At 62.6% G+C, this 23441-nt stretch carries 20 protein-coding genes, 1 tRNA gene and 1 pseudogene; 5 read left to right on the top strand and 17 right to left on the bottom strand.

The annotated features are described in order from the left end of the window. Positions 1 to 150 precede the first annotated feature (150 nt). From A3M3_RS0110020 to A3M3_RS0109960, 12 genes and pseudogenes are all read right to left on the bottom strand, one after another. Entirely contained in the window at positions 151 to 1023 is an 873-nt protein-coding gene (locus A3M3_RS0110020) for a sugar phosphate isomerase/epimerase family protein (protein ID WP_028266204.1), read from the bottom strand. Positions 1024 to 1031: 8 nt separating this feature from the next. Beyond that, a complete protein-coding gene (locus tag A3M3_RS0110015) occupies positions 1032 to 2045 on the bottom strand; it encodes a Gfo/Idh/MocA family protein (protein WP_028266203.1) in 1014 nt (337 codons plus the stop codon). Between the two features lie 14 nt (positions 2046 to 2059). Beyond that, positions 2060 to 2971, bottom strand: coding sequence for a sugar phosphate isomerase/epimerase family protein (locus tag A3M3_RS0110010; RefSeq protein WP_028266202.1), 912 nt, complete (start codon positions 2969 to 2971; stop codon positions 2060 to 2062). Between the two features lie 108 nt (positions 2972 to 3079). Next, complete coding sequence (locus A3M3_RS0110005; protein WP_028266201.1) at positions 3080 to 4591, bottom strand: CoA-acylating methylmalonate-semialdehyde dehydrogenase; 1512 nt, start codon at positions 4589 to 4591, stop codon at positions 3080 to 3082. A 42-nt stretch (positions 4592 to 4633) separates the two neighbouring features. Further along, positions 4634 to 6562, bottom strand: coding sequence for a 3D-(3,5/4)-trihydroxycyclohexane-1,2-dione acylhydrolase (decyclizing) (gene iolD, locus A3M3_RS0110000; protein WP_028266200.1), 1929 nt, complete (start codon positions 6560 to 6562; stop codon positions 4634 to 4636). A gap of 20 nt (positions 6563 to 6582) precedes the next feature. Continuing rightward, the gene (locus tag A3M3_RS0109995; RefSeq protein ID WP_028266199.1) at positions 6583 to 7512 is read right to left on the bottom strand and encodes a Cgl0159 family (beta/alpha)8-fold protein; all 930 of its coding nucleotides are present in this window, start codon (positions 7510 to 7512) and stop codon (positions 6583 to 6585) included. Next, on the bottom strand, positions 7509 to 8534 hold the full coding sequence (iolC, locus tag A3M3_RS0109990) for a 5-dehydro-2-deoxygluconokinase (protein ID WP_028266198.1): 1026 nt from the start codon (positions 8532 to 8534) through the stop codon (positions 7509 to 7511). Before iolC ends, A3M3_RS0109995 begins: the two co-directional genes overlap by 4 nt. Before the next feature lie 227 nt (positions 8535 to 8761). Continuing rightward, positions 8762 to 9031: pseudogene (locus A3M3_RS24615) on the bottom strand (tautomerase family protein); the annotation flags it as partial. A 334-nt stretch (positions 9032 to 9365) separates the two neighbouring features. Then, entirely contained in the window at positions 9366 to 10268 is a 903-nt protein-coding gene (gene sucD / locus A3M3_RS0109980) for a succinate--CoA ligase subunit alpha (protein ID WP_028266197.1), read from the bottom strand. Positions 10269 to 10295: 27 nt separating this feature from the next. After that, positions 10296 to 11465: an ADP-forming succinate--CoA ligase subunit beta gene (sucC, locus tag A3M3_RS0109975; RefSeq protein ID WP_028266196.1), complete on the bottom strand. Its 1170-nt coding sequence runs from the start codon at positions 11463 to 11465 to the stop codon at positions 10296 to 10298. A 283-nt stretch (positions 11466 to 11748) separates the two neighbouring features. After that, complete coding sequence (gene pcrA, locus A3M3_RS0109970; protein ID WP_035741585.1) at positions 11749 to 14310, bottom strand: DNA helicase PcrA; 2562 nt, start codon at positions 14308 to 14310, stop codon at positions 11749 to 11751. A gap of 419 nt (positions 14311 to 14729) precedes the next feature. Beyond that, positions 14730 to 15572, bottom strand: a complete 843-nt coding sequence (locus A3M3_RS0109960; protein ID WP_028266194.1) for an inositol monophosphatase family protein — start codon at positions 15570 to 15572, stop codon at positions 14730 to 14732. Between the two features lie 33 nt (positions 15573 to 15605). On the opposite strand from A3M3_RS0109960, the gene A3M3_RS0109955 reads away from it, so the two are divergent. Then, the gene (locus tag A3M3_RS0109955) at positions 15606 to 16232 is read left to right on the top strand and encodes a hypothetical protein (protein WP_028266193.1); all 627 of its coding nucleotides are present in this window, start codon (positions 15606 to 15608) and stop codon (positions 16230 to 16232) included. Positions 16233 to 16269: 37 nt separating this feature from the next. On the opposite strand, the gene A3M3_RS0109950 is transcribed toward A3M3_RS0109955, so the two are convergent. Together A3M3_RS0109950 and A3M3_RS28040 are read right to left on the bottom strand one after the other, a co-directional pair. Next, entirely contained in the window at positions 16270 to 17313 is a 1044-nt protein-coding gene (locus A3M3_RS0109950) for a hypothetical protein (protein WP_028266192.1), read from the bottom strand. 173 nt (positions 17314 to 17486) lie between these two features. Further along, complete coding sequence (locus A3M3_RS28040; RefSeq protein ID WP_155854357.1) at positions 17487 to 18005, bottom strand: hypothetical protein; 519 nt, start codon at positions 18003 to 18005, stop codon at positions 17487 to 17489. 930 nt (positions 18006 to 18935) lie between these two features. Here A3M3_RS28040 and A3M3_RS24610 point away from each other — a divergent pair. Beyond that, a complete protein-coding gene (locus A3M3_RS24610; protein WP_035741582.1) occupies positions 18936 to 19217 on the top strand; it encodes a hypothetical protein in 282 nt (93 codons plus the stop codon). Positions 19218 to 19289: 72 nt separating this feature from the next. Here A3M3_RS24610 and A3M3_RS0109935 read toward each other — a convergent pair whose 3' ends face one another. The 3 genes from A3M3_RS0109935 to A3M3_RS0109925 all read right to left on the bottom strand — a co-directional run bounded on the left by A3M3_RS0109935 (position 19290) and on the right by A3M3_RS0109925 (position 22285). After that, entirely contained in the window at positions 19290 to 20810 is a 1521-nt protein-coding gene (locus A3M3_RS0109935) for a putative bifunctional diguanylate cyclase/phosphodiesterase (protein ID WP_035741579.1), read from the bottom strand. Further along, the gene (locus tag A3M3_RS26940) at positions 20800 to 21246 is read right to left on the bottom strand and encodes a DUF7793 family protein (protein ID WP_051423094.1); all 447 of its coding nucleotides are present in this window, start codon (positions 21244 to 21246) and stop codon (positions 20800 to 20802) included. Before A3M3_RS26940 ends, A3M3_RS0109935 begins: the two co-directional genes overlap by 11 nt. A gap of 274 nt (positions 21247 to 21520) precedes the next feature. After that, positions 21521 to 22285, bottom strand: a complete 765-nt coding sequence (locus tag A3M3_RS0109925; protein ID WP_028266189.1) for a membrane protein — start codon at positions 22283 to 22285, stop codon at positions 21521 to 21523. Between the two features lie 126 nt (positions 22286 to 22411). Between A3M3_RS0109925 and A3M3_RS0109920 the strand changes: the two genes are divergently transcribed. The 3 genes from A3M3_RS0109920 (at position 22412) to A3M3_RS0109910 (ending at position 23354) form a co-directional block, all read left to right on the top strand. Beyond that, positions 22412 to 22484: transfer RNA gene (locus tag A3M3_RS0109920), tRNA-Arg, on the top strand. A gap of 1 nt (position 22485) precedes the next feature. Continuing rightward, positions 22486 to 22941, top strand: a complete 456-nt coding sequence (locus tag A3M3_RS0109915; RefSeq protein WP_231497223.1) for a DUF6314 family protein — start codon at positions 22486 to 22488, stop codon at positions 22939 to 22941. Next, positions 22938 to 23354, top strand: coding sequence for an NUDIX hydrolase (locus A3M3_RS0109910; RefSeq protein ID WP_035741576.1), 417 nt, complete (start codon positions 22938 to 22940; stop codon positions 23352 to 23354). The genes A3M3_RS0109915 and A3M3_RS0109910 overlap by 4 nt, the downstream gene beginning before the upstream one ends. The last annotated feature ends 87 nt before the right edge of the window (positions 23355 to 23441 follow it).

The raw sequence follows: 23441 nt of genomic DNA, 5'->3' as shown, positions 1-23441 counted from the left end.
CTCGCTCACCTATCCGGCCGTAAACACCAACGCTCGCTCACCTATCCGGCCTTAAACACGGAGGGAGGCGGCGAGAAATCGCCGCCTCCCTTGTTGTTCCGTGTTTACTGCACGTTGTTTACTGCACTTTGGGTTTACTGCACTTTGGGTTTACTGCACTTTGGCGATGTACTTGCTCATGGTCTCCAGCTGGTAGCGGGACACCTCGTTGGCGTTATCGTCCTCGGCGAAGACGCTGGACACCATGACGGTATTGTCCCTGTCCAGGAAGCCGATTTCCTTGAGGCCGCCAAAGAACTCGTCCCAGTTGACGTCGCCGTCGCCGATCTTGAGGTGCTGGTGCACGCGCACGGCGTTGCCGGGCGGGTTGGTGATGTAGCGCAGACCGTGGGAGGCACGGTGGTCCATCGTGTCGGACACATGGACCAGGCGCAGCTTGTCCCCCGCCGCCCGCATGATGTCAAGTGGCTTGTTGCCCATGTGAAAGGTATGCGAGGCAACGTAGACCATGCCGATGTTGGGTGAATTCACGCCGCGGATGACGCGCAGGGCCGCGAGCCCATCCTCCACGAAATCGTCCGGATGCGGGTCGATGAGAACGTCCAGGCCCTCGCGTTCGATGATCGGAAGGAGCTCTTCCATGGAGCGGTAGAAGGCCCTTTCGGACTCCTCGGCCTTCTCCGGGCGTCCGCTGAATTCGGTGTTCATAGTCTGCACTCCAAGGTCGACCGTGATCTGGATGGCGCGTTTCCAATAACGGACAGCTGCCTCGCGGGCGTCTTCGTCCGGTCCGGACCAACGCAGCACGGGAAGCACCGAGGCGATTTCGACGTCGGCGCCCTTGCAGGCCTTCTTCAGCTGGCCCACCAGTTCGTCGTCGGCCTTGGGATGGTTGAAGAACGGGATGAAGTCAGCGTGTGGGGTCAGCTGGAGGTATTTGTAGCCGAGATCGGCGGCCAACCGGGGAAATTCGAGCAGGCTGTGGCTGTGATGAAACGGGGTGGGGTCGAGGGCGATCTTCATGGTCACTCCTACTTGTACAGCTCGGGCTTGGTGTTGAGCTGTACCGCAACCTTTTCGCCCGACTTCTGGGCCTCAACGCCTGCCTCGCAGCAGGCAGCGGTGGCATAGCCGTCCCAGGCGGTAGGGCCGCCGATTTCGCCGCGGCGGGCGGCGTCCACCCAGAACTGGATCTCGACGTCGTACGCGGCACCGAAGCGCTCTTCGAAACCGGGGGTGACCTTGCCGCCCCAGCGGCCGGAGCTACGGACGTAAGGACCGCCGTCGCCACCGATGCTCACGATGCCGTCCTCGAAGGACGCCTGGGTGGCAACTTCGTAGCCGAACTTCGCGTTGACGTAGATCTCGACGTCGGCCAAGACACCGGACTCGGTCTCGATCAGGACGTGCTGGGGGTCGTGCTGGCCGTTCGGGGCGTTGCGCGTTGGCTTGCCCAGACGAACCTGGACCGAGGTGATTTCTTCGCCGGTGAAGAAGCGGATGGCATCGAATTCGTGGACCACGGAGTCGTTGATGAGCATCTCGTTGGTGAAGCCCTCGGGGGTGTCAGGGTTGCGGTGCTGGTGGTGCAGCATGAGCAGCTCGCCGAGTTCACGGTTGTGGATCATGGAACCCAGGGCGGCGTATTCGGCGTCGAAGCGGCGCATGAAGCCCACCTGGATACTCTTACGGCCGGTTGCCGTTTCGGCTTGGACAACCTTCCATGCGCTCTCGGCATCCGGGGTAAGCGGCTTCTCGCAGAGGATCGGGAAGCCCTTCTCCAACGCTTTGTAAAGGATGTCCTCGTGCAGAAATCCGGGAGTCGCAATGAGCACGGCGTTGACGTCGCCATTGTTGAGGGCCTCTTTGGCGCTCGCGAGGGCCACGGCGCCGTCGATCCCTTCGATGGCGGCCTGCGCGCGGGCGAGGTCGACGTCGACGACGGCGGCCACTTCGGCGCCGTGGATGCGGGTGCTGAGCCGCTTGATGTGGTCGGCGCCCATGCGGCCTGCGCCGATGACGGCCACGCGGAGAATGTCAGTCAATGTTCTGTCCTTAGTTAGTTGACGGCAGTGCGGGAGCCGCACGAGAGCAGGTAGTTGCGGGTGCGCTTGGCGATGGGCATGGGAACGTCGAAGGCCACGGGGTACATGTCCTGTTCCACAATGCCGAAGATCGGGCGGTTGAGTCCTTCAACGGCTTCGATGACTGCACGCAGGTCCGGGAGGCCGTTCGGCGGTTCGGTCATGACGCCGGCCCGGTTGGCTGCCGCCCAGGTCATGTTTTCCTCGTTGACATGGGCCAGCACATCCGGGTTGATCTGCTTCAGGTGCAGGTAGCCGATGCGGTCCGGGTAGTTCTTGATCAGTTCCAGGCTGGACGCTCCGCAGTATTCCGCGTGTCCGGTGTCAAGGCACAGGTTCAGGTACTGGGGATCGGTTTCGGCGAGCAGGTGCTCGATATCCGTCTGGGCGCCCACGTGGGAATCTGCGTGGGAGTGGAATTGTTGCTTCAAGCCGAAGTCCTCCAGCAGCACCTTGCCCATACGGTTGTGTCCCGCGAACAGGTCGTTCCATTGTTTCTGCGACAATTCGCCGCTCTCTACGGCCTCGCCGGTGACGTCGTCGCGCCACATGGCCGGAATGACCACAATGTGTTCACCGCCCATCGCCGCAGTCAGCTCGGCAACTTTGCGTGCAGGCTCCCATGCTTGCTCGTATTGTGCGGCGCCGCGGTGGAAGGCCGTGAAGACCGTTCCCGCCGTGACCTTGAGGTCGCGCTGCTTGAGTTCCTCGGCGAGGCGTGTGGGATCGTTCGGCAAGTAGCCATAGGGGCCAAGTTCGATCCATTTGTAGCCGGACTCGGCCACTTCATCCAGGAAGCGGTCCCAGGGGGTCTGCTTTGCGTCGTCCGGAAACCAAACACCCCAGGAGTCCGGGGCTGTGCCGATGATGAGTTTGTTCTCTGTCATTTCTCAATCCTTGGTCAAACCGCGCCCGGCCGGCCCAACTAGCTCGCATTTGTTGTCGTTATGAGGGCTCAAAACGACAACAAATGCGAGTCAGTTGGGTGGGGGGGGCTAGTTGGAGGGGAAGTTGTAGGAGGCGCCGGAAGCGTGGGTCGGTTCGGGCCAGCGGGAGGTGACCACCTTGCCGCGGGTGTAGAAGGAGACGCCCTCGGGCCCGTAGATGTGCTTGTCTCCGAAGAGCGAGGCCTTCCAGCCGCCGAAGGAGTGGTAGGCAACCGGTACCGGCAAGGGCACATTGATGCCGATCATGCCCACGTCCACGGAGCGCTGGAACTTGCGCGCGTTGGCGCCGGAGGAGGTGAAGATCGCGGTGCCGTTGCCGTAGGGGTTGGCGTTGATCAACTTGATGCCTTCGTCCAGGTCCTCCACGCGGACCACAACGAGGACAGGTCCGAAGATCTCCTCGGTGTATGCGGTCATTTCGGTCTTGACGTGGTCGATCACGGTGGGCCCGACCCAGAAGCCATCCTCATGGCCTGGAACCACCAGGTCACGGCCGTCCACCACCATCGCGGCTCCCGCTGCTTCGGCTTCGGTGACGATCCGCACGATGCGTTCCTTGGAGGCCGGGGTGATGACCGGGCCCATTTCGGCGTCGGGCTCGGTGCCGTTCTTGACCTTGACGGCCAGAGCGCGTTCTTCGACCTTCTTGACCAGCAGCTCGGCGGCATCGCCGACGGCGACCGCAACGGAGATGGCCATGCAGCGTTCACCGGCGGAACCGAATGCGGCGGCGGCCAGGTGGTCGGCAGCGTTGTCGAGATCGGCGTCGGGCATGATGATCGCATGGTTCTTCGCGCCGCCCAGGGCCTGGACCCGCTTGCCGTGCTTGGTGGCGGTTTCGTGGACGTACTGGGCTATCGGGGTGGAACCGACAAAGGAGATCCCGTCCACGTCCGGGTGCGTCAGGAGCCCGTCCACGGTTTCCTTGTCGCCGTGCAGGACCTGGAACACGCCGTCCGGCAGGCCGGCCTGTTTCCACAGCTTCGCCAACAGCATGGACGCGGAGGGGTCGCGTTCGGAGGGCTTGAGGATGAACGCGTTGCCGGTGGCGATCGCCATCGGGGCCATCCACAAAGGCACCATGACGGGGAAGTTGAACGGGGTAATGCCGGCCACGACGCCCAGGGGCTCGCGGAAGGAGAACACATCTATGCCGGTGGAGACCTGGTCCGAGTAGTCGCCCTTGAGCAGGGTCGGAATACCGCACGCGAATTCGATGACTTCCAGGCCGCGGCCGATCTCGCCCTTCGCATCGGAGAGGACTTTGCCGTGCTCCGCGGTGACCAAGGCTGCGAGTTCGTCCACGTGGGAGGCGAGCAGTTCGCGGAACTTGAAGAGAACCGCGGTGCGCTTGGCCAGTGAGAAATCGCCCCACCTTTCCGCCGCGGCCTTGGCTGCGGCGACCGTGGCGTCCAGATCGGCGCGGTTCGCCAGGCGCAGCTCCGCGGAGACGGCGCCGGTGGCCGGGTTGTAGACGGGCTGGGTCCGCTCGCCTTCGCCGGCGGTTTCAACACCGTTGATGAAATGCTTGATGGTGGTCATGGTGGTCGTCGTCGACATGTACGGACTTCCTTGTCTGTCGCTTTGAAGGGCGTTGGTGGTCTAGCCGAGCAGCTTGCGCTGGCGGTTCTTATGGTCTGTGTACGTCAGGTAGGCCTGCTGCGTGGATTCGAGTTCGGAGACCTGCGAAACGGGAACGTCCCACCAGGATTCGGAACTCGGGGCGTCCAGCAGGGGGTCCGATTCGACGTGGATGACGATCGGCCCGCTGTCCTCCGGTGCCGCTTTCGCGTCGCGGATGGCCTGTTCCAGCTCGGCGATGACCTTCTCTCCCGGTTCGATCCGGATCACTTTGGCGCCGAGGCTTTCGGCGTTGAGGGCAAGATCGATCGGCAGGTTCTGGCCGGCGTCGAAGGAATGCTGTTCCTTGTCCAGCACCCGGTACTGGGTGCCGAAACGCTGCGAACCCAGGGACTCGGAGAGCGAGCCGATGGAGGCGTAACCATGGTTTTGGATCAGGACCACGATCAGCTTGATGCGTTCGGCGACGGCGGTGACCAGTTCGGTGTGCATCATCAGGTAGGAGCCGTCCCCCACCATCACCACGACGTCGCGTTCCTCGCCGCCCGCTGCCGCCTCGGTCAGGGCCGCGCGCTTCACGCCCAGGCCACCGGGGATTTCGTAGCCCATGCAGGAGTAGGCATATTCCACGTGGTAGCCGAAGGGGTCCCGGACGCGCCACATCTTATGCAGATCACCGGGCAGGGAACCCGCGGCGCAGATGACGACGTCGGAGGCGTCCATGGCCCGGTTGGTAGCGCCGATGATCTCGTTCTGTGCCGGCAGGGGTGTGTGGCGGGTGTCGAAGGCTTCGTCCACAATGACGTTCCAGCGCTCCTTCTCCGCCGCGATCTTCTGCTCGAGGTCCGCGCCCACACGGTAGCCGCCGAGCGCCCGGTTCAGCTTGACGAGGGCCTTGCGGGCGTCGGCGACGATCGGCAGCGTGGTGCCGTGCTTGTACGCGTCAATCGCGGCCACATTGATGTTCACGAACTTCACGTCGGGGTTCTGGAAAGCAGTGCGCGACGCCGTCGTGAAGTCCTCGTAACGGGTACCGATGCCGATGATCAAGTCAGCCTCGGCAGCGATGGCGTTCGCCGCCGTCGTGCCTGTGGAGCCAATGGCTCCGAGCGAGAACTTGTGGTCCCACGGGAGCACGCCGACGCCGGCCTGGGTGTTGCCCACCGGGATCCCGGTCAGTTCGGCGAACCTGGCGAGTTCCGCGTTGGCGAAGGCGTACAGGACGCCGCCGCCCGCAATGATCAATGGCCGTCTAGCGGCACGGATGGCCTCGGCGGCACGGCGGATGTCGTCATCGGCGGCCTCGGGGCGGCGGATCCGCCACTCCCGCTCGGTGAGGAACTCCTCCGGGACGTCCAAGGCCTCGGCCTGGACGTCCTGCGGCAGCGAAATGGTCACCGCGCCGGTCTCGGCCGGGTCCGTCAGGACGCGCAGGCCGTGGTGGAACGCGGAGAACAACTGCTCGGGGCGGGAGACCCGGTCGAAGAACTTCGAGAGCGGACGGAAGGCGTCGTTGACCGTGATGTCGTAGGCGTAGGGCAGCTCGAGCTGCTGCAACACCGGGTCTGCCGCGCGGGTGGCGAAGGTGTCGCTGGGCAGCAGCAGGACCGGCAATCGGTTGGTGGTGGCCAGCGCCGCGCCCGTCAGCAGGTTCGAGGAACCCGGACCGATCGAGGTGCTGATCGCGAAGGTCTGGCGGCGACGCGTGTGCCTGGCGTAGCCGACAGCTTGGTGCGACTGGGCCTGCTCGTTGCGGCCTTGGTAGTACGGCATGATGCTCGGGTCAATGGACTGGTACTGCTTGAGGGCCTGGCCCACTCCGGCGACATTGCCGTGCCCGAAGATCCCGAAAATGCCCGGGATCAGGCGCTCCCGGTACTCACTCCCGCCCACTGTGTCCACCGTGTACTGCTTGGACAGGAACTCGACCACGGCCTGGGCGACCGTCATTCTGCGCGCTGACATTACTCTTACTCCGATACTTTCGCAGGTGTCTTCAGCAGTTCTGTCGTCTTCAAGAGCGAGGCGGCCGTGGCCACGGCCCCGGCCACGTCCCCGTCGGCCGGGTACAAAAGGGTCCGTCCCACCGTCAATCCTTGGACTCCCGGAAGGGCAAGCGCGGCCTGCCAGCTGGCGAAGACCTCGTCCTGGCCCGCATCCGGATCTCCGCCCAACAGAACGGTGGGCAGCGTGGTGGCGGCCATGACGCGCTCCATCTCGGCCACCACCGGGAGCTTCATCCAGGTGTAAGCGCTCGTGGAACCCAGCCCTTGGGCAATTGCGATCGATTTGATCACCGCGTCTGGAGAAAGGTCGTTGCGGACCTGACCGTTTGCCTCGCGGATGGACAGGAACGGTTCCACCATGGCGATGAGCTTGCGCGCGGCCAGGGAGTCCACGGCCTTCGCGGTGGCTTCCAAGATCGACGCCGTATCCGGGTCCCCGAGGCAAATCCGGGTGAGCATCTTGCCGCCGTCGGCACCGAGTGAGTCCAGTGCGGCTGCGGTGTGGCCCGTGAAGCGATCGTCGATTTCGTTGACCAGGCCGGCTAGGCCGCCGCGGTTCATCGAACCGAAGACGAGCTTGCCCTCGAGCGCGCCGAGGAGCAACAGGTCGTCCATGATGTCCGGGCTCGCGAGGACGCCGTCGACGGCGGGGTTCGCCAAGGCGATCTGCAAACGGTCCAGCAGGGTCCGGCGATCCGCCATGGCCACCGGGTCTGCTCCGACGCTCAGTGCGCCGCGGGCCGGGTGGTCGGCGGCCACGATGAAGTTCTGGGTCCCGTACTTCAGCCCCGGGTGGCGGCGACGTGCAGCTGCGGCGCGGGCAACGGCGTCGGGATCTTCGAGCCGGATGGCACTCAAGTGCTCATAACGGCGGGGGTCGTCATTGAAGCTCAACGTGTTGCTCCTTCGGAGACTGCTGCGTGTGAAGCTGCTGCATCGGTGCCGGCCGGGGCCAGCCGGCCGCGTTCGGCGAGCAGCGAGGTGACTTCCTCCGGCGTCGGCATCGCGTCGGCGCAGGAGAGGCGGGAGGCGACAATGGCGCCTGCGGCGTTGGCATAATCCAGAACCTGTGCCAGCGGCCAGCCGGACAACAGCCCGTGACAGAATGCCCCGCCGAAGGAGTCACCGGCGCCCAGGCCGTTGACGGTCTCCACGGGGACCGGCGCGGAGACAACACGTTCAGTGCGGGTCTTGGCCATGACACCTTCCGGGCCGAGCTTCACGACGGCGATCTCGACCCCCGCGGCCAGCAGGCGGTCGGCCTGTTCGTCCGGAGTTCCTTCACCCACGGCGACCGCACATTCCTTGTCATTGCCGATGGCTACCGTGACGTGCGGCAGGATTTTGGCGACCTCTGCTCGGGCTTCGTCCTCGGAAGCCCAGAACATGGGGCGGTAGTCCAGGTCCAGGATGGTGTACTGGCCCTCGCTCAGGCTGGTGCGGGGCCGAGCTTCGTGGGCCGCAAGGTGCGCGGAACGGCTGGGTTCCTGGCACAGGCCGGTGACGGTGGACCAGAAGATGCCGGCGTCCTTGATGGCGTCCAGGTCGAGTTCCTCGGCTTTGATCTGCAGGTCCGGTGCCGTGGGGAAGCGGCCGTAGAAGTACAGCGGGAAGTCGTGCGGGGGCTGGATCGCGCAGAACGTGGCAGGAGTTTGAAGGCCCGGCACCGGGGTGACGAACGCGTCGTCCACCTTGAACTTGCGAAGCTCGCGGTGCAAGTAGATCCCGAAAGGGTCATCGCCCGTGCGAGTAATGACCCCGGAACGGCGGCCGTGGCGGGCGGCGGCCACGGCCACATTGGAGGGCGAGCCGCCAAGGTACTTGCCGAAAGAGCGCACATCCTCAAGTCCCACACCGATGTCGTTCGGGTAGATATCAACGCTGATGCGCCCGATGGTGAGTAGTTCGTGGGTCACGGTGATCGCGGACCTTTCTGTAGTGAACTCTTCTTGCGGGACGGTGAGAGCTCCGGTGCTTTTGCCGGCCCGCAGTGAGCGGGGCCACAAGCACTACTTTGCACCAGAATTCATGTCCTGTCAAAGGTTTGTACTGACATATTTACAACGAAACGTAATGCCGCGAGCTTCGGGTCCCGAAGCCTTGAAATCCGCGTCGAGAGGGGGTTTTACCGGGCGGCGATGGCGGCGATGGCGGCGAACGAGGACTGCCTGGCTTCCCGAGTGCGTCCACCCTGAGTGAATATCCGGATCATCACCACTCCGGACGTCCGCTCGAAGCCGAGAGCGGCATCCTGGGCGATGATCTGGCCGCCGGGATACTCGGTGATGATGTGAAAGTAATCGCGCTCGGGGATGCCACACCCGGCAAGGATGGCGGCATGGATTCGCTGGCGGAGTTCGCCGAGCTGCCCGGGGGTGCGGCCTTCATTGACATCAATGCGCACGAGGGGCATTTGTTCTGCCGAGCTAGCTTGTCCTGACATACTAACAAGTTAGTTAATCGCGCCACAAGAGGCGGTCCGGACGCCTCTCCCCCATCGACGCTCGCTCACAAATGGTGCCCGAACGCCAAACGCCCGCTCACGTATCCGGCCTTAACCGCCGACGCTCGCTCATTAGACATGAGCGAGCGTTCGTGGAAAGGCCTTCAAAGGTGAGGGAGCGTCTTTCGTAGCAGCGCGCCCGGCTGTCCAGAGGTTAAACAACGACGGCGCCCGTCACCTTCACGTGGAAGGTGACGGGCACCGTCGTACTTTCAATTGCGCTGAGATCCTGCGCGGGGTCTTACTAGAGGGTTGCGAAGACCTCGCGGAGGAGCTTGGCGGTCTCGGACGGCGTCTTGCCGACCTTCACGCCTGCAGCTTCGAGAGCTTCCTTCTTCGCCTGCGCAGTGCCGGCGGAGCCGGAGACAATGGCGCCTGCGTGGCCCATGGTCTTGCCTTCGGGAGCGGTGAAGCCTGCGACGTAGCCGACAACTGGCTTGGTGACGTTGGCCTTGATGAAGTCTGCTGCGCGCTCTTCAGCGTCGCCGCCGATTTCGCCGATCATGACGATTGCCTTGGTCTCCGGGTCAGCCTCGAACGCAGCCAGGGCGTCGATATGGGTGGTGCCGATGATGGGGTCGCCACCGATTCCAATGGCGGTAGAGAAGCCGAGGTCCCGCAGTTCGTACATCATCTGGTAGGTCAAGGTACCGGACTTGGAAACCAAGCCGATAGGACCTTTGCCCGTGATGTTTGCCGGGGTGATGCCAACCAGGGCTTCGCCCGGCGTGATGATGCCGGGGCAGTTCGGGCCGATGATGCGGGTGATCTGCTTGCCGTCGGCGTCCACCGTGGCCTGGGCGAGTGCCCAGAACTCAGCAGAATCCTGAACCGGCACGCCTTCGGTGATGACAACAACCAGGCCAATGCCCGCTTCGATGGCTTCAACGACGGCAGCCTTGGTGAATGCCGGCGGAACGAAGACGATCGAAACGTCGGCGCCAGTCTCCGCAATGGCTTCCTTGACGGTGCCGAAGACGGTGATTTCCTTGTCTCCGTGCAGCACCGTGGTGCCGGCCTTGCGGGCGTTGACGCCACCGACGATGTTGGTGCCGGCCTTGAGCATCAGGGAGGTGTGCTTGGTACCTTCGCCACCGGTGATGCCCTGGACGATGACCTTGGAGTCCTTGTTCAGATAAATAGACATAGTTTAAGTCGCCTTACTTCCCGGTGCTTACTTCGCTGCGTTGGCGAGCTCGGCGGCCTTGTCGGCGCCCTCGTCCATGGTGGCTGCCAGGGTAACCAGCGGGTGGTTGGCCTCGGCCAGGATGCGGCGGCCTTCTTCGACGTTGTTGCCATCGAGACGGACAACCAACGGCTTGTTGGCGTTGGTGCCAAGCTCGGCCAGTGCGCCGACGATGCCCTTTGCCACAGCGTCACACGCGGTGATGCCGCCGAAGACGTTCACGAAAACGCTCTTGACCTGCTCGTCGCCAAGGATGACGTCCAAGCCAGCGGCCATGACCTCGGCGGAAGCTCCACCGCCGATGTCCAGGAAGTTGGCCGGCTTGACGCTGCCATGGTTTTCGCCTGCGTAAGCGACCACGTCGAGGGTGGACATCACAAGACCGGCGCCGTTGCCGATGATGCCAACCGAGCCGTCAAGCTTCACGTAGTTGAGGTCCTGTGCCTTGGCCTTCGCCTCAAGCGGGTCAGCTGCGTCCTTGTCCTCGAGCTCACTGTGGTGAACATGGCGGAAGCCCGCGTTCTCGTCCAGCGTGACCTTGCCGTCGAGGGCAACGATGTCGCCAGCGCCGGTCTTGACCAAGGGGTTGACCTCAACAAGGGTTGCGTCTTCCTTCTTGAAGACATCCCAGAGCTTGAGGATGACGGAGGCGACCTTGCCGCGCAGTTCCTCGGAGAAACCGGCGGCGGCGACGATTTCGTCGGCCTTGGCCTGGTCGATTCCGACGGCGGGATCGATAGCGACCTTGGCGAGTGCTTCGGGGCGCTCTACAGCAAGCTGCTCGATTTCCATGCCGCCTTCAACCGAGCACATGGCCAAGTAGTTGCGGTTGGCTCGGTCCAACAGGACGGAGAAGTAGTATTCCTCAGCAATGTCGGCGCCCTGGGCGATCATGACCTTGTTGACGGTGTGGCCCTTGATGTCCATGCCAAGGATGTTGGTGGCGTACTCGAGCGCTTCGTCAGCGGACTTTGCGACCTTGACCCCGCCAGCCTTGCCGCGGCCACCGACCTTTACCTGCGCCTTGACGACAGTCACGCCGCCGATCTTCTCGGCAGCAGCCTTTGCTTCTTCAGGAGTATGCGCCACGATGCCGGCGAGCACGGGTACACCGTGCGCTTCGAACATATCGCGCGCCTGATATTCAAACAGGTCCACGGTTTAGTGTCCTTCTACGTCGAAGTAGTTTCTGTACAGCCGGAAACCACGGTGACCGCGAAAACCGGCTGCGGAGAGGTGCGCATCAAACGGCCGTCAGACAGCCGGTCACATTGCGCAAGTTCCTCTCGAACTTTAGCCCCCCGGGGAGGCTAGCCGGTTCTACAGTACCCGTTAAGTGAGTAACCACACACTTCTATCGACCGTAGAAAAACCGCGGCACGACGGGGTTTTCCCTAGCCTCCGGCCAGCCACATGCCAGGCGAACGGGACCCCTTGGTTTTTAGGAGTCCAGTTTCGTCAGCGGCGCGTAACGCAGCAGCAGGCGCTTCTCCCCGACGTCGAAGTTCACCTTCGCCACGGTCTTGTCACCCGCGCCTTCGACGCCGATCACGGTGCCGTTGCCGAAGCTCGTGTGGTTCACTTTGTCCCCCACATTGACGGCCACCACTTCCTTTTGCGGCTGGACACGGTTGCGGACGACGGCGGCCGGCACGTCGGCGTCGAACCCTGCCGTAGCGCTGGGAGCGGCCCCGCGCGAGGTGCCCGCCCCCCAGAAGGATCCGCCGTAACGGTTCGAACCAATGGGTGCGTTGCCCCAGCCGCTGACCTGGCGGGAGGCGCCTTCCCGTCTCCACTCCACGAGATCGGTGGGGATCTCCTCGAGGAATTGGCTCGCGGGGTTGTATTGGCTCTGGCCCCACATGCTGCGGACTTCCGAACGGGTCACATAGAGGCGTTTCCGGGCGCGGGTGAGGCCCACATAGGCCAGTCGGCGCTCCTCTGCCAGTTCCTTGGGGTCCGTTGCGGAGCGCTGGTGCGGAAAGAGCCCGTGTTCCATGCCTGTCAGGAAGACCACAGGGAATTCCAGGCCCTTGGCGGTGTGGAGGGTCATGAGCGTGACCACGCCCATCCGCTTGGCCTCTGCGACGGCGGCGGCGGCGTCCTCGGAGGATCCCTCCGGAGCGTCGGGGATCTGGTCGGCGTCGGCCACGAGGGAGACCTGCTCCAGGAATTCTCCCAGCGAGCCTTCGGGGTTGTCGCGCTCGTATTCCCGGACAACTGCCACCAGCTCGGCGAGGTTTTCCACCCGGGATTCGTCTTGGGGATCATTGCTGGCGCGGAGCCCGGCGAGGTAGCCGGTTTGTTCCAGGACGGCTTCCAAAGCGGCGGCGGCTCCGGAACCCGATGCCACCTCGGCCAGGTCGTCCAGGAGCTTCACGAAGCCCAGGACCGCGTTCACGGAGCGGGTGGCCATGCCGGGAGCCTGGTCTGCCTTGCGGGCCGCAGCCATGAAGGAACTGCGCTCACGCTCTGCCAGCGCCGCCACGGCACCCTCGGCACGATCGCCGATTCCGCGCTTGGGTTCGTTGAGGACTCGGCGCAGATTGACGTCGTCGTCCGGGTTCACGAGGACACGAAGGTACGCGAGGGCGTCCTTGATTTCCTTGCGTTCGTAGAAGCGGGTGCCACCCACCACTTTGTACGGCAGGCCCACGCGGACCAGAACGTCTTCTATGGAGCGCGACTGCGCGTTGGTGCGGTAGAAGATGGCGACATCACCGGGACGCAGGCCGTCCTCGTCCTGGAGCCGGTCGATTTCCTTGGCGATGAACTGGGCTTCGTCGTGCTCGTTCTCCCCCACGTAGCCGATGATCTTCTCGCCGTCGCCCTCGGCCGTCCAGAGTTTCTTGTCCGGACGGTTCGGGTTGCGCGAAATAACGGAGTTCGCCGCGCTCAGGATGTTCTGGGTGGAGCGGTAGTTCTGCTCCAGCTTGATGGTGCGGGCTTCGGGGTAGTCCTTTTCGAATTCGACGATGTTACGGATGTCCGCGCCGCGGAAGGCGTAGATGGACTGGTCGGAGTCGCCGACGACGGTCAGCTCGCTGGCGTGCGGCCCCTCGCCCACGATTTCGCGAACCAAGGCGTACTGGGCATGGTTGGTGTCCTGGTATTCGTCCACGAGGACGTGCCGGAAACGGCGGCGGTAAGACTCTGCGAGCGCAGGAAAGGCCCGGAACATGTAGACGGTCTGCGCGATGAGGTCGTCAAAGTCCATCGCATTGGCTTGGCGCAGCCGCTGCGTGTAGCCCTTGAAGACCTCGGCCACGGCCTGCTCGAAGGGTTCGTTGTAATTGGCGCTCGACGCAAACGCGTCGTCGTCGATGAGCTCGTTCTTGAGGGCCGAGATCTTGTGCTGGATGGACTTGGGCGCGAACTTCTTGGGATCCAGGTCCAGGTTCTTCGCTACGAGGGTGATGAGCCGCAGCGAGTCCGCGGAGTCGTAGATGGAGAAGTTGGAGTTCAGCCCCACGTTGGTGGCTTCGCGCCGCAGGATGCGCACGCAGGACGAGTGGAACGTGGAAATCCACATCGACTTGGCGCGGGCACCCACCAGGGCTTCGATGCGTTCCCGCATTTCCGCGGCCGCCTTGTTGGTGAAGGTGATGGCCAGGATCTCGCCGTGGTGGGCACGGCCCGTGGCGATCAGGTACGCAATGCGGTTGGACAGGACACGGGTCTTGCCTGAACCCGCGCCAGCGACGATCAGCAATGGACTGCCGGCATGTTTGACGGCTTCCTCCTGCTGCGGATTCAAGCCCTGCAGCAAGGCCTCGGCGGACGGCAGCCCCGGGTAGGCCCTGGGCTGCGCGCTGCCGGAAGAGCCGCTGCCCTGTGCATTGCCAGGTTCGGGAGCGTCCGGTTCGGCATTGTGCCGAAGGTGGCCGCCGACGTCGGGCAGGCCATTTCCGGCGCGCGAAAGCACCGCCGGAGCGCCCTTGGTGGCAGCTCTGCTGGCAGCTTTGAAAGGGCCATCCGCGTACGGGTCAAACAACATATCCATGGTGACTACCAGTCTAGGCGGTGGCTCCGACACTCAATGTCCGGATGACGCGCAGGATTGGTCCACATGAAGGATGCCGCGTCCCGTTCCGCCAACCCCAAGGGACATGTCCACCCCTTGCTCCAACCAGCGGACACAACGGCAATATGCCCACCCCTGACACCAAGGAATGCGCATGCTCAGCGGAACCGCGGCATTATGCCCACCCCTAGCCTCGGGAGGAGAGCATGCTCAAGAGAGAGCCCAGCACCCAAAACCCACGCCAGCCCGAACTCCCCACCAGCCCCAAGGGACATGTCCACCCCTTGCTCCAACCAGCGGACACATTAGCAATATGCCCACCCCTGGCACCAAGGAATGCGCATGCTCAGCGGAACCGCGGCATTATGCCCACCCCTAGCCTCGGGAGGAGAGCATGCTCATGCGAATTGCGGTACCGAGGTGAGCGCCGCGCGCAACTGACGCACCGCCGTCGGGCCTCCCGCAATAAACCAATCCAAGCCGTTGACGCGCACGACGGCGGTGTCCCCGCCTGCCGCGCGGACAATCGCTTTGCCGGGGAGCCAGTCCCACTCGGGGCAGCTGTGTTGGAACCAGCAGCCCAGTTCACCATCGGCCACCCGGCCAAGATCGCAAGAGCCTGAACCAAACATGCGCAGCGAGGCGGCGGACACCGCGGCCGCGTGCCAGGGCATGGCAGCGCGGGGATCGGCGAGCCACGTCGGGTGAATATAGGTCGCGGCACCCAGTTCGCTGAGGGGCGCTCCCGAGGGTCCCCCTATCCTTTCGCCGTTGAGCGTGGCGGGGTGTCCTTCGCCGCCGGTCCAGAGCTTGTCCAGCTCCGGTTGGTAGATGGCGCCGAGGATGACGTCGGGATCCGAGGCCACTCCATGAGCTGCCGGCAAGTCATGCCGCAAGGCGATCGCCGAGCACCAATACGTGGAGCCTTGCAGGAAATTGTAGGTACCATCGACGGGATCGATCACCCAGGTACGGCCGCTGCTTCCTGCTACCGAGCTTCCTTCTTCGCCCAGAATGCCGTCCTCCGGGCGGCAGCGGCGCAGTTGCTCCAGGACATAGGCCTCAGCAGCATGGTCGGCGGCGGTCACAACATCCGAGATAGATGTTTTGCGTTCTCCTTGGAGCCCGCCCATCCGCATCAGCAGGGCAAGCTGCCCGGCTTCCCGGACCAGCGCCGTAGCGAGTTCGTAGTCGTCGAGCGAGGGATCAAGTTCTGTGGCGGAGTGCCTGCCAGTGGTCATGAGTCCAGCTTATGGGGCGGGATAATGGATGGCATGACCAAGACCCCAGCGCAACGCATCAAGAAGCACGGCGCCAATGCTGCCGTTCCCCAGCACCATTTGCCGTCGGTGATCAATCCCACCACGCAGCGGTCTCCGGAGAATGCCCAGAACAATGGGCGCCTCATTGTGATTGCCGGGGTTGTGGCGAGCCTCTTCCTGTTCTGGTACGTGCATCTCCTGACGCTAAACCAGATGACCCAGTTGTCCGGTGGCATGGCCATGCCCGATTCCCTCATTGGCGGATTTTCCACCGACTACGTCCATCAATTGCACGGCGCGATGACTGATGACGCCCGCGGGCAGCTCAGCTACATCCATAAGACAGCCGGAACCCTGTTTCCGTTGATTTTCGGCTTCACCTGGCTTTTGCTGATCGGCACCAATGTGGCCAGCAAGACATTGCGGTGGGTTCTGTGGGCTGCTCCACTTTTGTTCGCGGTGGTCCGTTTGTGGAGCAACGTGGCGGTTGACGCCGCCGTGGGGTCTGCCACGCCCGACGCCGGCCAGGTGGCTTTGGCGTCAACGCTCACCGTGGTGGGGTGGGTGCTGTTCCTGTTGAGCCTTTTGGCCGGTGGCGCGGCAGTGTTCCTGGGCCGGCGGCGTTCAAAGAGCGCCTGACCGAAGCTAGCCCCTCGCGAGGCCCTAGCCTTGGGAATCAGGAGCCTTGCTGCGAGTCAGGTCCCGGAGAGAGCATCTCGCGGGCTTGCCGGGCACGTTGGGGAGCGCCGGCTTTGTCGAAGCGATGGGCAGCTTCCACCAGGCTTTCCTTTGCGGCTTCCTGGTTGCCGGTCTCGGCTTGGGCACGTGCCATCAAGAGAAATATTTCGCCTGCGATCTGCGAAGGCAGCTGGTCGGCGTTGCCTTTGATGTCCTCCAGCAGCTCGAGTGCCGCCGCGGCGTCTCCCGCCAAATAATTCCAATGCGCGCGGTTGAGCCGAAGCAGGAGAATTTCTTCCTCGCTGCCTCCGACAACTTCCGTGGCAAGCTCAGCCCGTTCTATGCATCGCAGGGTGGCTGCGTCTGCCACTTCCGCCGCCAGTCTCATCGCGGCTGACGCCTTGTTGAACTTTGCCCAGACATCAAGGTTCCGGGAAGGGGAGAACGTTTCAGCGGCAAGCTCGTGGTAGTGGAGGCCCTCTCCGACCTTGTCGCCCAGAAAAGCCACGTTGCCGATCACCCAGTAAGCTTTGCCGGCCAACTGGTCATCCATTTCATCGGAGATTCTTGCCGAGAGGGACAGACATTCCTTCCATGCCTCGCCCAGTTTGCCGGATTCGCCAAACGCAGCGATCAGGGCTTGCCGGGCGTGTACGTCGATTTCCATGTCCGCATCGTCATCGACCAATCCAACTGCCGACGCCGCAGTCTCGATGGCTTGCTCCAGGAGACCCTCGCTTCGCAGGGAGTTCGCCAGCATCGTGAGGGCCCTGGCCCTGTGTTGCGGTGAAGCCGCAGCCAACGATGCCTCGGAAAGAGATTTCGCCAGGGCGGTGCACTCAGCGAAATCACCGGCGTCGAGAAGATTTTCTGCTTGAAGGAACGTCATATTCCACCACCCTGTGGAATCACCCTCGTCCAGGGCAATGTCGGCGGCCGAACGCGCACCATCGGCGGCCCTGGTGAAGTCGTGGCTGGCCCGATGGCCCCTCGCCTCCAGCTCCACGGCAGCGTATGACGGCGCAACCTTCTTTTCTCGCATAGCTCCATTATGTCTCCGAGACACTCTGTCACGGACTCGGGCTGTCATTTAGCACGCTTTTGGCCGATATTGCTTGGTGCCCGTGTCGGAGTTCGGTGGTTGCTGACCGCTGGATGCCGGCGAGGCCCCGCAAGACCCGGGCGAGTTGCGCAAAGCCCAATCAGAGCTCGAGGCTAGGCGGCGACAGTCTTCGGTTTTAAGTCGGATATCGCGGAGCAGAATAGCAATGGAATGACCAAGGCGCCCGCCTTAATACCGTAAATCATGCGTTTTGTATTCTCAATAGCTTCACCAAAAGCAGCGGTTCCGAATTGAACTAATGAAAAGCTGACCGTGAGAAGAGAAACGGCAACAAAGCAGCGCTTGAGCGAATGTCGTTCGCCCTTCCTAATTCCGCGGACACTCAAAATGGTGAAAGCTATCCAAGAAGCCACTAGCCCGAAAAGCCCGAATCCTCTGAGTGGGCGGGTGAGCGCCGGGCCAATAGTCAGCCGATCATCGACTGTAACAGGTGGAACGTCCGGATCCTTTGCGAAGGAGCCAAGATAATCTGGGCGGATCTGCCAATAATCGACGGCGGCACGTTCCGCGAGAGAGATGGCTCGCTCGGGATGGCGGCAAGAAATTGAAGGATTACAGCATAATTTATGCGATCCTTGTTCTTGTCGATCTCTTCTGCGGAGGGGGATCATTCGACTTCCCAAGTAACCCGACGGCGATTACCTCCCAAGGATTGATCCATCGAAACTCCTTGGGATTGCCATTAATAAGTCATGTCGCGGGAACTATCAGGGCCAGGACTACCGCTATTGACGTAATCTTGGATGTGAGCAATGGGAGGCAGCCGGTCGCGAAGGCAAGCGTCCCGATCCATTGCTGGTACCCCATACGGCCAATTAGAACCCCAAAGATTACAATCAATGCCATTCCAGCAAGCGTCGGAAATTCGCCGTAAACACCCTTGGTATAGTCGGCAAAATTTGAATCCATCGGTACCAAAAAGAGCAAAATGCTAGCGAAGCATTTCAGAAACAAATGGCAATTTAGAATTTGGAAGAATATTGCGCAACTAGGGTGACTAAGATCGCATATCCAGCCATGATTACCTGGAGGTCGACACTGCCCCGTTATCAGCGAATCCAGCAGGGAACGGGGACGAATAGCCGTAGTAGCCCCAGAATCAATAGCAGTCCAAACGCAGCCAATGTGGCAGTCGAGGTTCGCGCCAGTGTCGATGGCCCCACCAGGCGCCTCTTCGTGTCTCGCAAATGTTCGCTGTTTTCTGTGGTGTCACGTTGTTCCCTTGGATTTGGGTTGTTTTGGTTTTTTGTACAGCTCTACCTGCTTTTATTTATCCGAGGAAACGAAGGGTGCTGACGGAAAGTCGGCGAGTTGATCGAGAAGTCCCACAGCGTAAATGGCCTTGTGATGACTGATAGTGATGCGGGGAGATGATGTGTTCCACGTGGCGGACGGCATTGCTCGTCGCGACGGGTCTCACCCGAGTGGCCTAATCAATGCGGACAAAGCGCTGATGACACGGCGTGTCGTTACTCCTATAATGAGCGTGATCCACATTGTTCACTCCAGTCCCATCAGTCTCATAGCATCAGGAGCTTTCCATGAAAAGAACTATTGCCGCCCTCCTCGCGGCCGCAGCGATCCTGCTCGCCGGAATCACCGGCTCGGCAGCCGTTTCCGCCAGCAGCCAGAGCCCCTCGCAGGATTCGTCCATAGCCATTGGCTGGTGGCCCAACTTCGCTACCCAGACCCAGGCCATTGGCTGGTGGCCCAACGCCGCCACCCAAGACTCGGCTCAGGCCATTGGCTGGTGGCCCAACGCCGCCACCCAGAGCTCGCCGCAGGCCATCGGCTGGTGGCCCAACTCCACCCCCTCCAACTAGTTACAAGTGAAAGGCACCGGACCAATGGGTCCGGTGCCTTTCTGCTGCCTGCGATTATCGGAGCAGTTGCCCTCAAGTGCCGAGCAGCAGTTCCGCGAATTGTTCCGGTGGCATGGGGCGGCCGAAGTAATATCCTTGACCGCTGGCGCAGCCCAGGCGGCCAAGCTCGGCTGCCTGCTCTGCCGTCTCAATGCCCTCGGCAACGGCCTGCATTCCACACGCATGGATGAGCTGGAGAACCGCCGCGACGAACTCCCGTTCCTTGTCGTCCGTACCCAGGCCCTGAATCAGGGAGCGGTCAATCTTGACCACGTTGACGGGCAGGCTGCGCAAGTAGCTGATGGACGAATAGCCGGTGCCAAAATCGTCGATTTCCAATCGGATGCCCAAGCGCCGAAGGCCGGTCAGAGAGTATCTGTCAATGTCGCTGCCATTTACCGCCATGGACTCCGTCAGCTCGATGACCAAGCTGGACGCCTCCACTCCGGTCTCGGCAAGCACCTCCCGCACATGCTCGATCAATTCCAGGCTTTGCAGTTCGGTTGTCGAAATATTGACCCGCATGCTGAAGTTTTCGTCCACGCCCGGGTCATCCTGCCATACGCGCAATTGCCGCATTGCTTGACGAAGAACCCAATAGCCGAGATCGATGATGATGCCGGTTTCCTCGGCCAATGGAATGAACGCATCCGGCATCAGCAATCCCCTGTCCGGGTGGTTCCACCGCACCAAGGCCTCCGCACCTTCAACCCGGCCGGATTTCAACTCGACAACAGGCTGGAAATGAAGGACAAGCTGATCTGTCCGGATGGCTTCACGCAGCTCCGAGATCATGAGTCCTTGGAGTCGGCGCGCATACAGTAATGCCGGCTCGAAGACCTTGACGCTGCTCCGATGCTCCGCCTTTGCCGCGTACATGGCCGTATCGGCTTCCATCACGAGGTCGTCGACGGACTGACCCGGCTCGGCAACGCGGAGTCCGATACTTGTTCCACAGATGATCCGCACTTCACCGATATCGATGCTCTCGCCTACGGCCCGGAGGATTCGCTTGGCTACCCCCCGCGCATACGCCGCATTTGATTTGGGCAGCATGACGGCAAACTCATCCCCGCCGAGCCTGGCCACCATGTCGTTGTCGCGGACGGCAGCGAGCAAGCGTCTGGCAGTGACCTTCAAAACGGTGTCTCCCGCGCCGTGCCCTAGGGTGTCGTTGATCCCCTTGAACGAGTTCAAGTCCATCACGAGCAACGCAGGAGGGAGTTCGCCGCGCTCTGATTCGACGAGTTCATGGCTCAGCGCCCTTTCGAGGGCCGTGCGGTTGGCAAGCTGCGTCAGCGGATCAGTGAGCGCCATCCTTTCAAGTTCGATTTGGGCCTCGCGCAGCATGGCTGTTCGGCTTTGGACCCGTTCCTCGAGCTCCTGGTAGACGGCTTGGAGATCATCTGCCATGAGATTGATACCGGTAATGACGGCAGCCACTTCGTCCCGCGGTCCGGTAACCGGGATTCGCGTGCTGAGGTCGCCGTCCGCAATCCGGACCACCCCTTCAACGAGGGCAAGGAGTCGCGGATCCTGAGGCTCATGATTCACGGTGATGCTCTCTCAACCAGTCACGGGCTTCCGCCTCGGATGTGAAGAATTGCGCCGGAAGGGAACCGGGCTTCGCTCGCAGGAGGAAGTGGGCGATGACCCGGTCCACAGGGCTCTCCCCCAGCAAAGCACAGGCCGAAACGACCACCGAGTTCGTGTAGCTGACACGCGCGTCGCTGGTGACGGACAGCACTCCGGTCACCCTCAGCAGAACCGGTAGCCGTCCTCCACCCGCAAACCCACGAACAGCTGCGGCGGCTGTCCGGGCTTCCGGCAAGCCGACAACGGCATTCGGCGGCAAAGTGACTTCAACAATGCCGTCTTCTGCCAAGTCGACGGTGATCGAATCTGCAGGCGCGGAGTCCTCCGCCCATGAGATGCCAAGCGCATCGTCTGGAAACCGGGAGTCGTGGACCGGAACTGCCTGGGCGCTCATCGATGCATGGCCTGCCGCCGGGTGATCGGCTCAGAAGAGTCCCGCAAGGCGCAATCCAGGAATCGGCATGTTGCCCCGGGGAGGGATACATTGCCGGCGTGTCCCGGACGACGCAGAACAAGCTGATGAGTCATGGTTCCTTTGTTCTGCTGTGTCGATAAATCTAGTCGGCGCCAAAACTGCGTGGAACCCTCAGTATGGTGCCATTCTGGTAAGTGCACTCATGATAAGGCAAACATTACCCGTCTGCTGACACGAGGCTACCTTCGAAAACTCAGGGTCCCGCGAGCCGCGCCGCCGTGCGCCGCCCTTCCCGGACCCCCTGCGCCACCACGAGCCCCGCGGCACAAAAACCGATGGTGATCGGATAGCCCATCAGGCGTTCCAAGGTTCCTGGTTCGGGCACGGTCATCCGCGTCAGGCCACCCACCACGAGAGCACCGAATGACACCGTTCCGCACCCCAGGACGAACCAGCTCATGGCCGTATGGTGCAGCCAGAGCCGCCCGAGGACCAACAGCGCCAGTGCACCGCCAACGAAGAACATGAGGGCACCAGTAAGGTGCCAAGGGGACCCTAGGTCTTCCGGAACGAAACCCACAATGACAGTTCCCAGTCCGGAGATCCCGGTCAGGACCCGGACCACGACGGCGGAGGTCCACGTCTTGCGGTAAGCGGCGCCGTACTTGATGCGCACGCCGGGACGGGCCGCGATACACAAGAGCGCCGAGCTGAGGAGCAACGCCCCCAATAGCATTCCGAGGCCCTGCACCACGAAGGATGCATCCATGAGCACGTGCAGGGGTGAACAGACGTCCCGGTGCTCGTAGATCCCGCATTTGATCGCACCCAGATCGCTAATGAAGCCGGTGCGGCGATCATAGGGCGTGGAACCTCGCCAGGCTTCGATCACCGCCGATTCGGCAACGAAATACTGCACTACGCTCAACTGGGCCCAGCCGCCGATGTTCGAGCGGATGGAGCCGAGTTCCGGGAGGTAGTCGCCGGGGGCGGCCGGCACCGTCATCTGCTCTCTCATCCGGGCCAGCCTAGCGCGCGGCGTCCAGCGGCGCCGCCCGCCGGTGTTCGAGGGCTGCCCCGGCAGCTTGTATGCTTGTATGCGTGCCCGGCCAGCGGCTCCCAGGAGCTTCGAGCGGGTGCACAGGCCCTCGTAGCTCAGTGGATAGAGCACGGCTCTCCTAAAGCCGGTGTCGTTGGTTCGATTCCAATCGAGGGCACTTGAAAGACCAGCTGCGCGATTCGTCTCCGATTCAGGACCTGCGGGCCTACCTGCACGGCAGCTGGACCGTGGAACGGTCCCTCCGGGACCGGGCAAGCGGAGCGCGCGGCACCTTCACCGGCGTCGTGCGCTATACAGAAGCTCCCGACGGCGGACTCCTCCTCCGCGAGGACGGCACCATGAGCTGGCCTACGCACACCGGCCCGACCTTTCGCGAATACCTCCTGCGGCCTTCGGAATCCCCCTCAGCCATGGATGTCTGCTTCCCGGATGGCAAACCATTCCACCGTATGAGCTTCAGCAGCCATGCCAGCGAGGACAGCCACTGGTGCGATCCCGATGACTACAAAGTCAATTACCGCTGGGGAGGGCCGGATGCCTTCAGCTACGCGTGGGACGTCCAAGGACCTGCCAAGGATCTGCTGCTGGAATCCCGGCTCAGGAGGGCGCAATGACCCACGACAATCGAGCCAAGGACCTGATTGTCGTCAGCGCGGTCTGCGTCTACGACGGCGCCGGACGTCTGCTGACGGTGCGCAAGCGCGGCACCGACAAGTTCATGCACCCGGGCGGCAAGCCCGAACCGGGTGAAACTGCGGCTGAAGCGGCTTCCCGCGAGCTGGCCGAGGAAGTCGGAATCGACGTCGGCCCCGCCGATCTGGAACCCCTGGGAACCTGGCTGGCTGCCGCCGCCAACGAGGCCGCTACGGACATCGAAGCGACGGTGTTTACTGCGCCGGGCACGTGGGAGGCCCAGCCCTGCGCCGAGATCGCGGAGATCCGCTGGTTGGATCTCACGGCCGAGCTTCCGGACGACCTGGCCCCGCTCCTCACCGACCACGTCTTGCCTTTGCTCGGGAAAAGGTAAAGGCACCACGGAGCAAAGGAAGTCCGGTTCCGGCACACTTGTCACTATTGCCGCGAAGTAGTGGAGCTTTGGCGCTTATGGTGGCAA

The sequence above is a fragment of the Arthrobacter sp. MA-N2 genome, assembly GCF_000517125.1.
GTDB lineage: Bacteria > Actinomycetota > Actinomycetes > Actinomycetales > Micrococcaceae > Arthrobacter > Arthrobacter methylotrophus.
Note: the sequence above shows the minus strand (reverse complement) of the source record. Positions and strands in the feature narration are given on the sequence as shown.

Bases quoted from the DNA above. Each gene is read 5' to 3' on its own strand.
- A3M3_RS0110020 (WP_028266204.1), bottom strand. From the start codon at position 1,023: ATGAAGATCGCCCTCGACCCCACCCCGTTTCATCACAGCCACAGCCTG.
- A3M3_RS0110010 (WP_028266202.1), bottom strand. From the start codon at position 2,971: ATGACAGAGAACAAACTCATCATCGGCACAGCCCCGGACTCCTGGGGT.
- A3M3_RS0110005 (WP_028266201.1), bottom strand. From the start codon at position 4,591: ATGTCGACGACGACCACCATGACCACCATCAAGCATTTCATCAACGGT.
- iolD (WP_028266200.1), bottom strand. From the start codon at position 6,562: ATGACGGTCGCCCAGGCCGTGGTCGAGTTCCTGTCCAAGCAGTACACG.
- sucD (WP_028266197.1), bottom strand. From the start codon at position 10,268: ATGTCTATTTATCTGAACAAGGACTCCAAGGTCATCGTCCAGGGCATC.
- pcrA (WP_035741585.1), bottom strand. From the start codon at position 14,310: ATGGATATGTTGTTTGACCCGTACGCGGATGGCCCTTTCAAAGCTGCC.
- A3M3_RS0109960 (WP_028266194.1), bottom strand. From the start codon at position 15,572: ATGACCACTGGCAGGCACTCCGCCACAGAACTTGATCCCTCGCTCGAC.
- A3M3_RS0109955 (WP_028266193.1), top strand. From the start codon at position 15,606: ATGACCAAGACCCCAGCGCAACGCATCAAGAAGCACGGCGCCAATGCT.
- A3M3_RS0109950 (WP_028266192.1), bottom strand. From the start codon at position 17,313: ATGCGAGAAAAGAAGGTTGCGCCGTCATACGCTGCCGTGGAGCTGGAG.
- A3M3_RS28040 (WP_155854357.1), bottom strand. From the start codon at position 18,005: ATGATCCCCCTCCGCAGAAGAGATCGACAAGAACAAGGATCGCATAAA.
- A3M3_RS24610 (WP_035741582.1), top strand. From the start codon at position 18,936: ATGAAAAGAACTATTGCCGCCCTCCTCGCGGCCGCAGCGATCCTGCTC.
- A3M3_RS26940 (WP_051423094.1), bottom strand. From the start codon at position 21,246: ATGAGCGCCCAGGCAGTTCCGGTCCACGACTCCCGGTTTCCAGACGAT.
- A3M3_RS0109925 (WP_028266189.1), bottom strand. From the start codon at position 22,285: ATGAGAGAGCAGATGACGGTGCCGGCCGCCCCCGGCGACTACCTCCCG.
- A3M3_RS0109910 (WP_035741576.1), top strand. From the start codon at position 22,938: ATGACCCACGACAATCGAGCCAAGGACCTGATTGTCGTCAGCGCGGTC.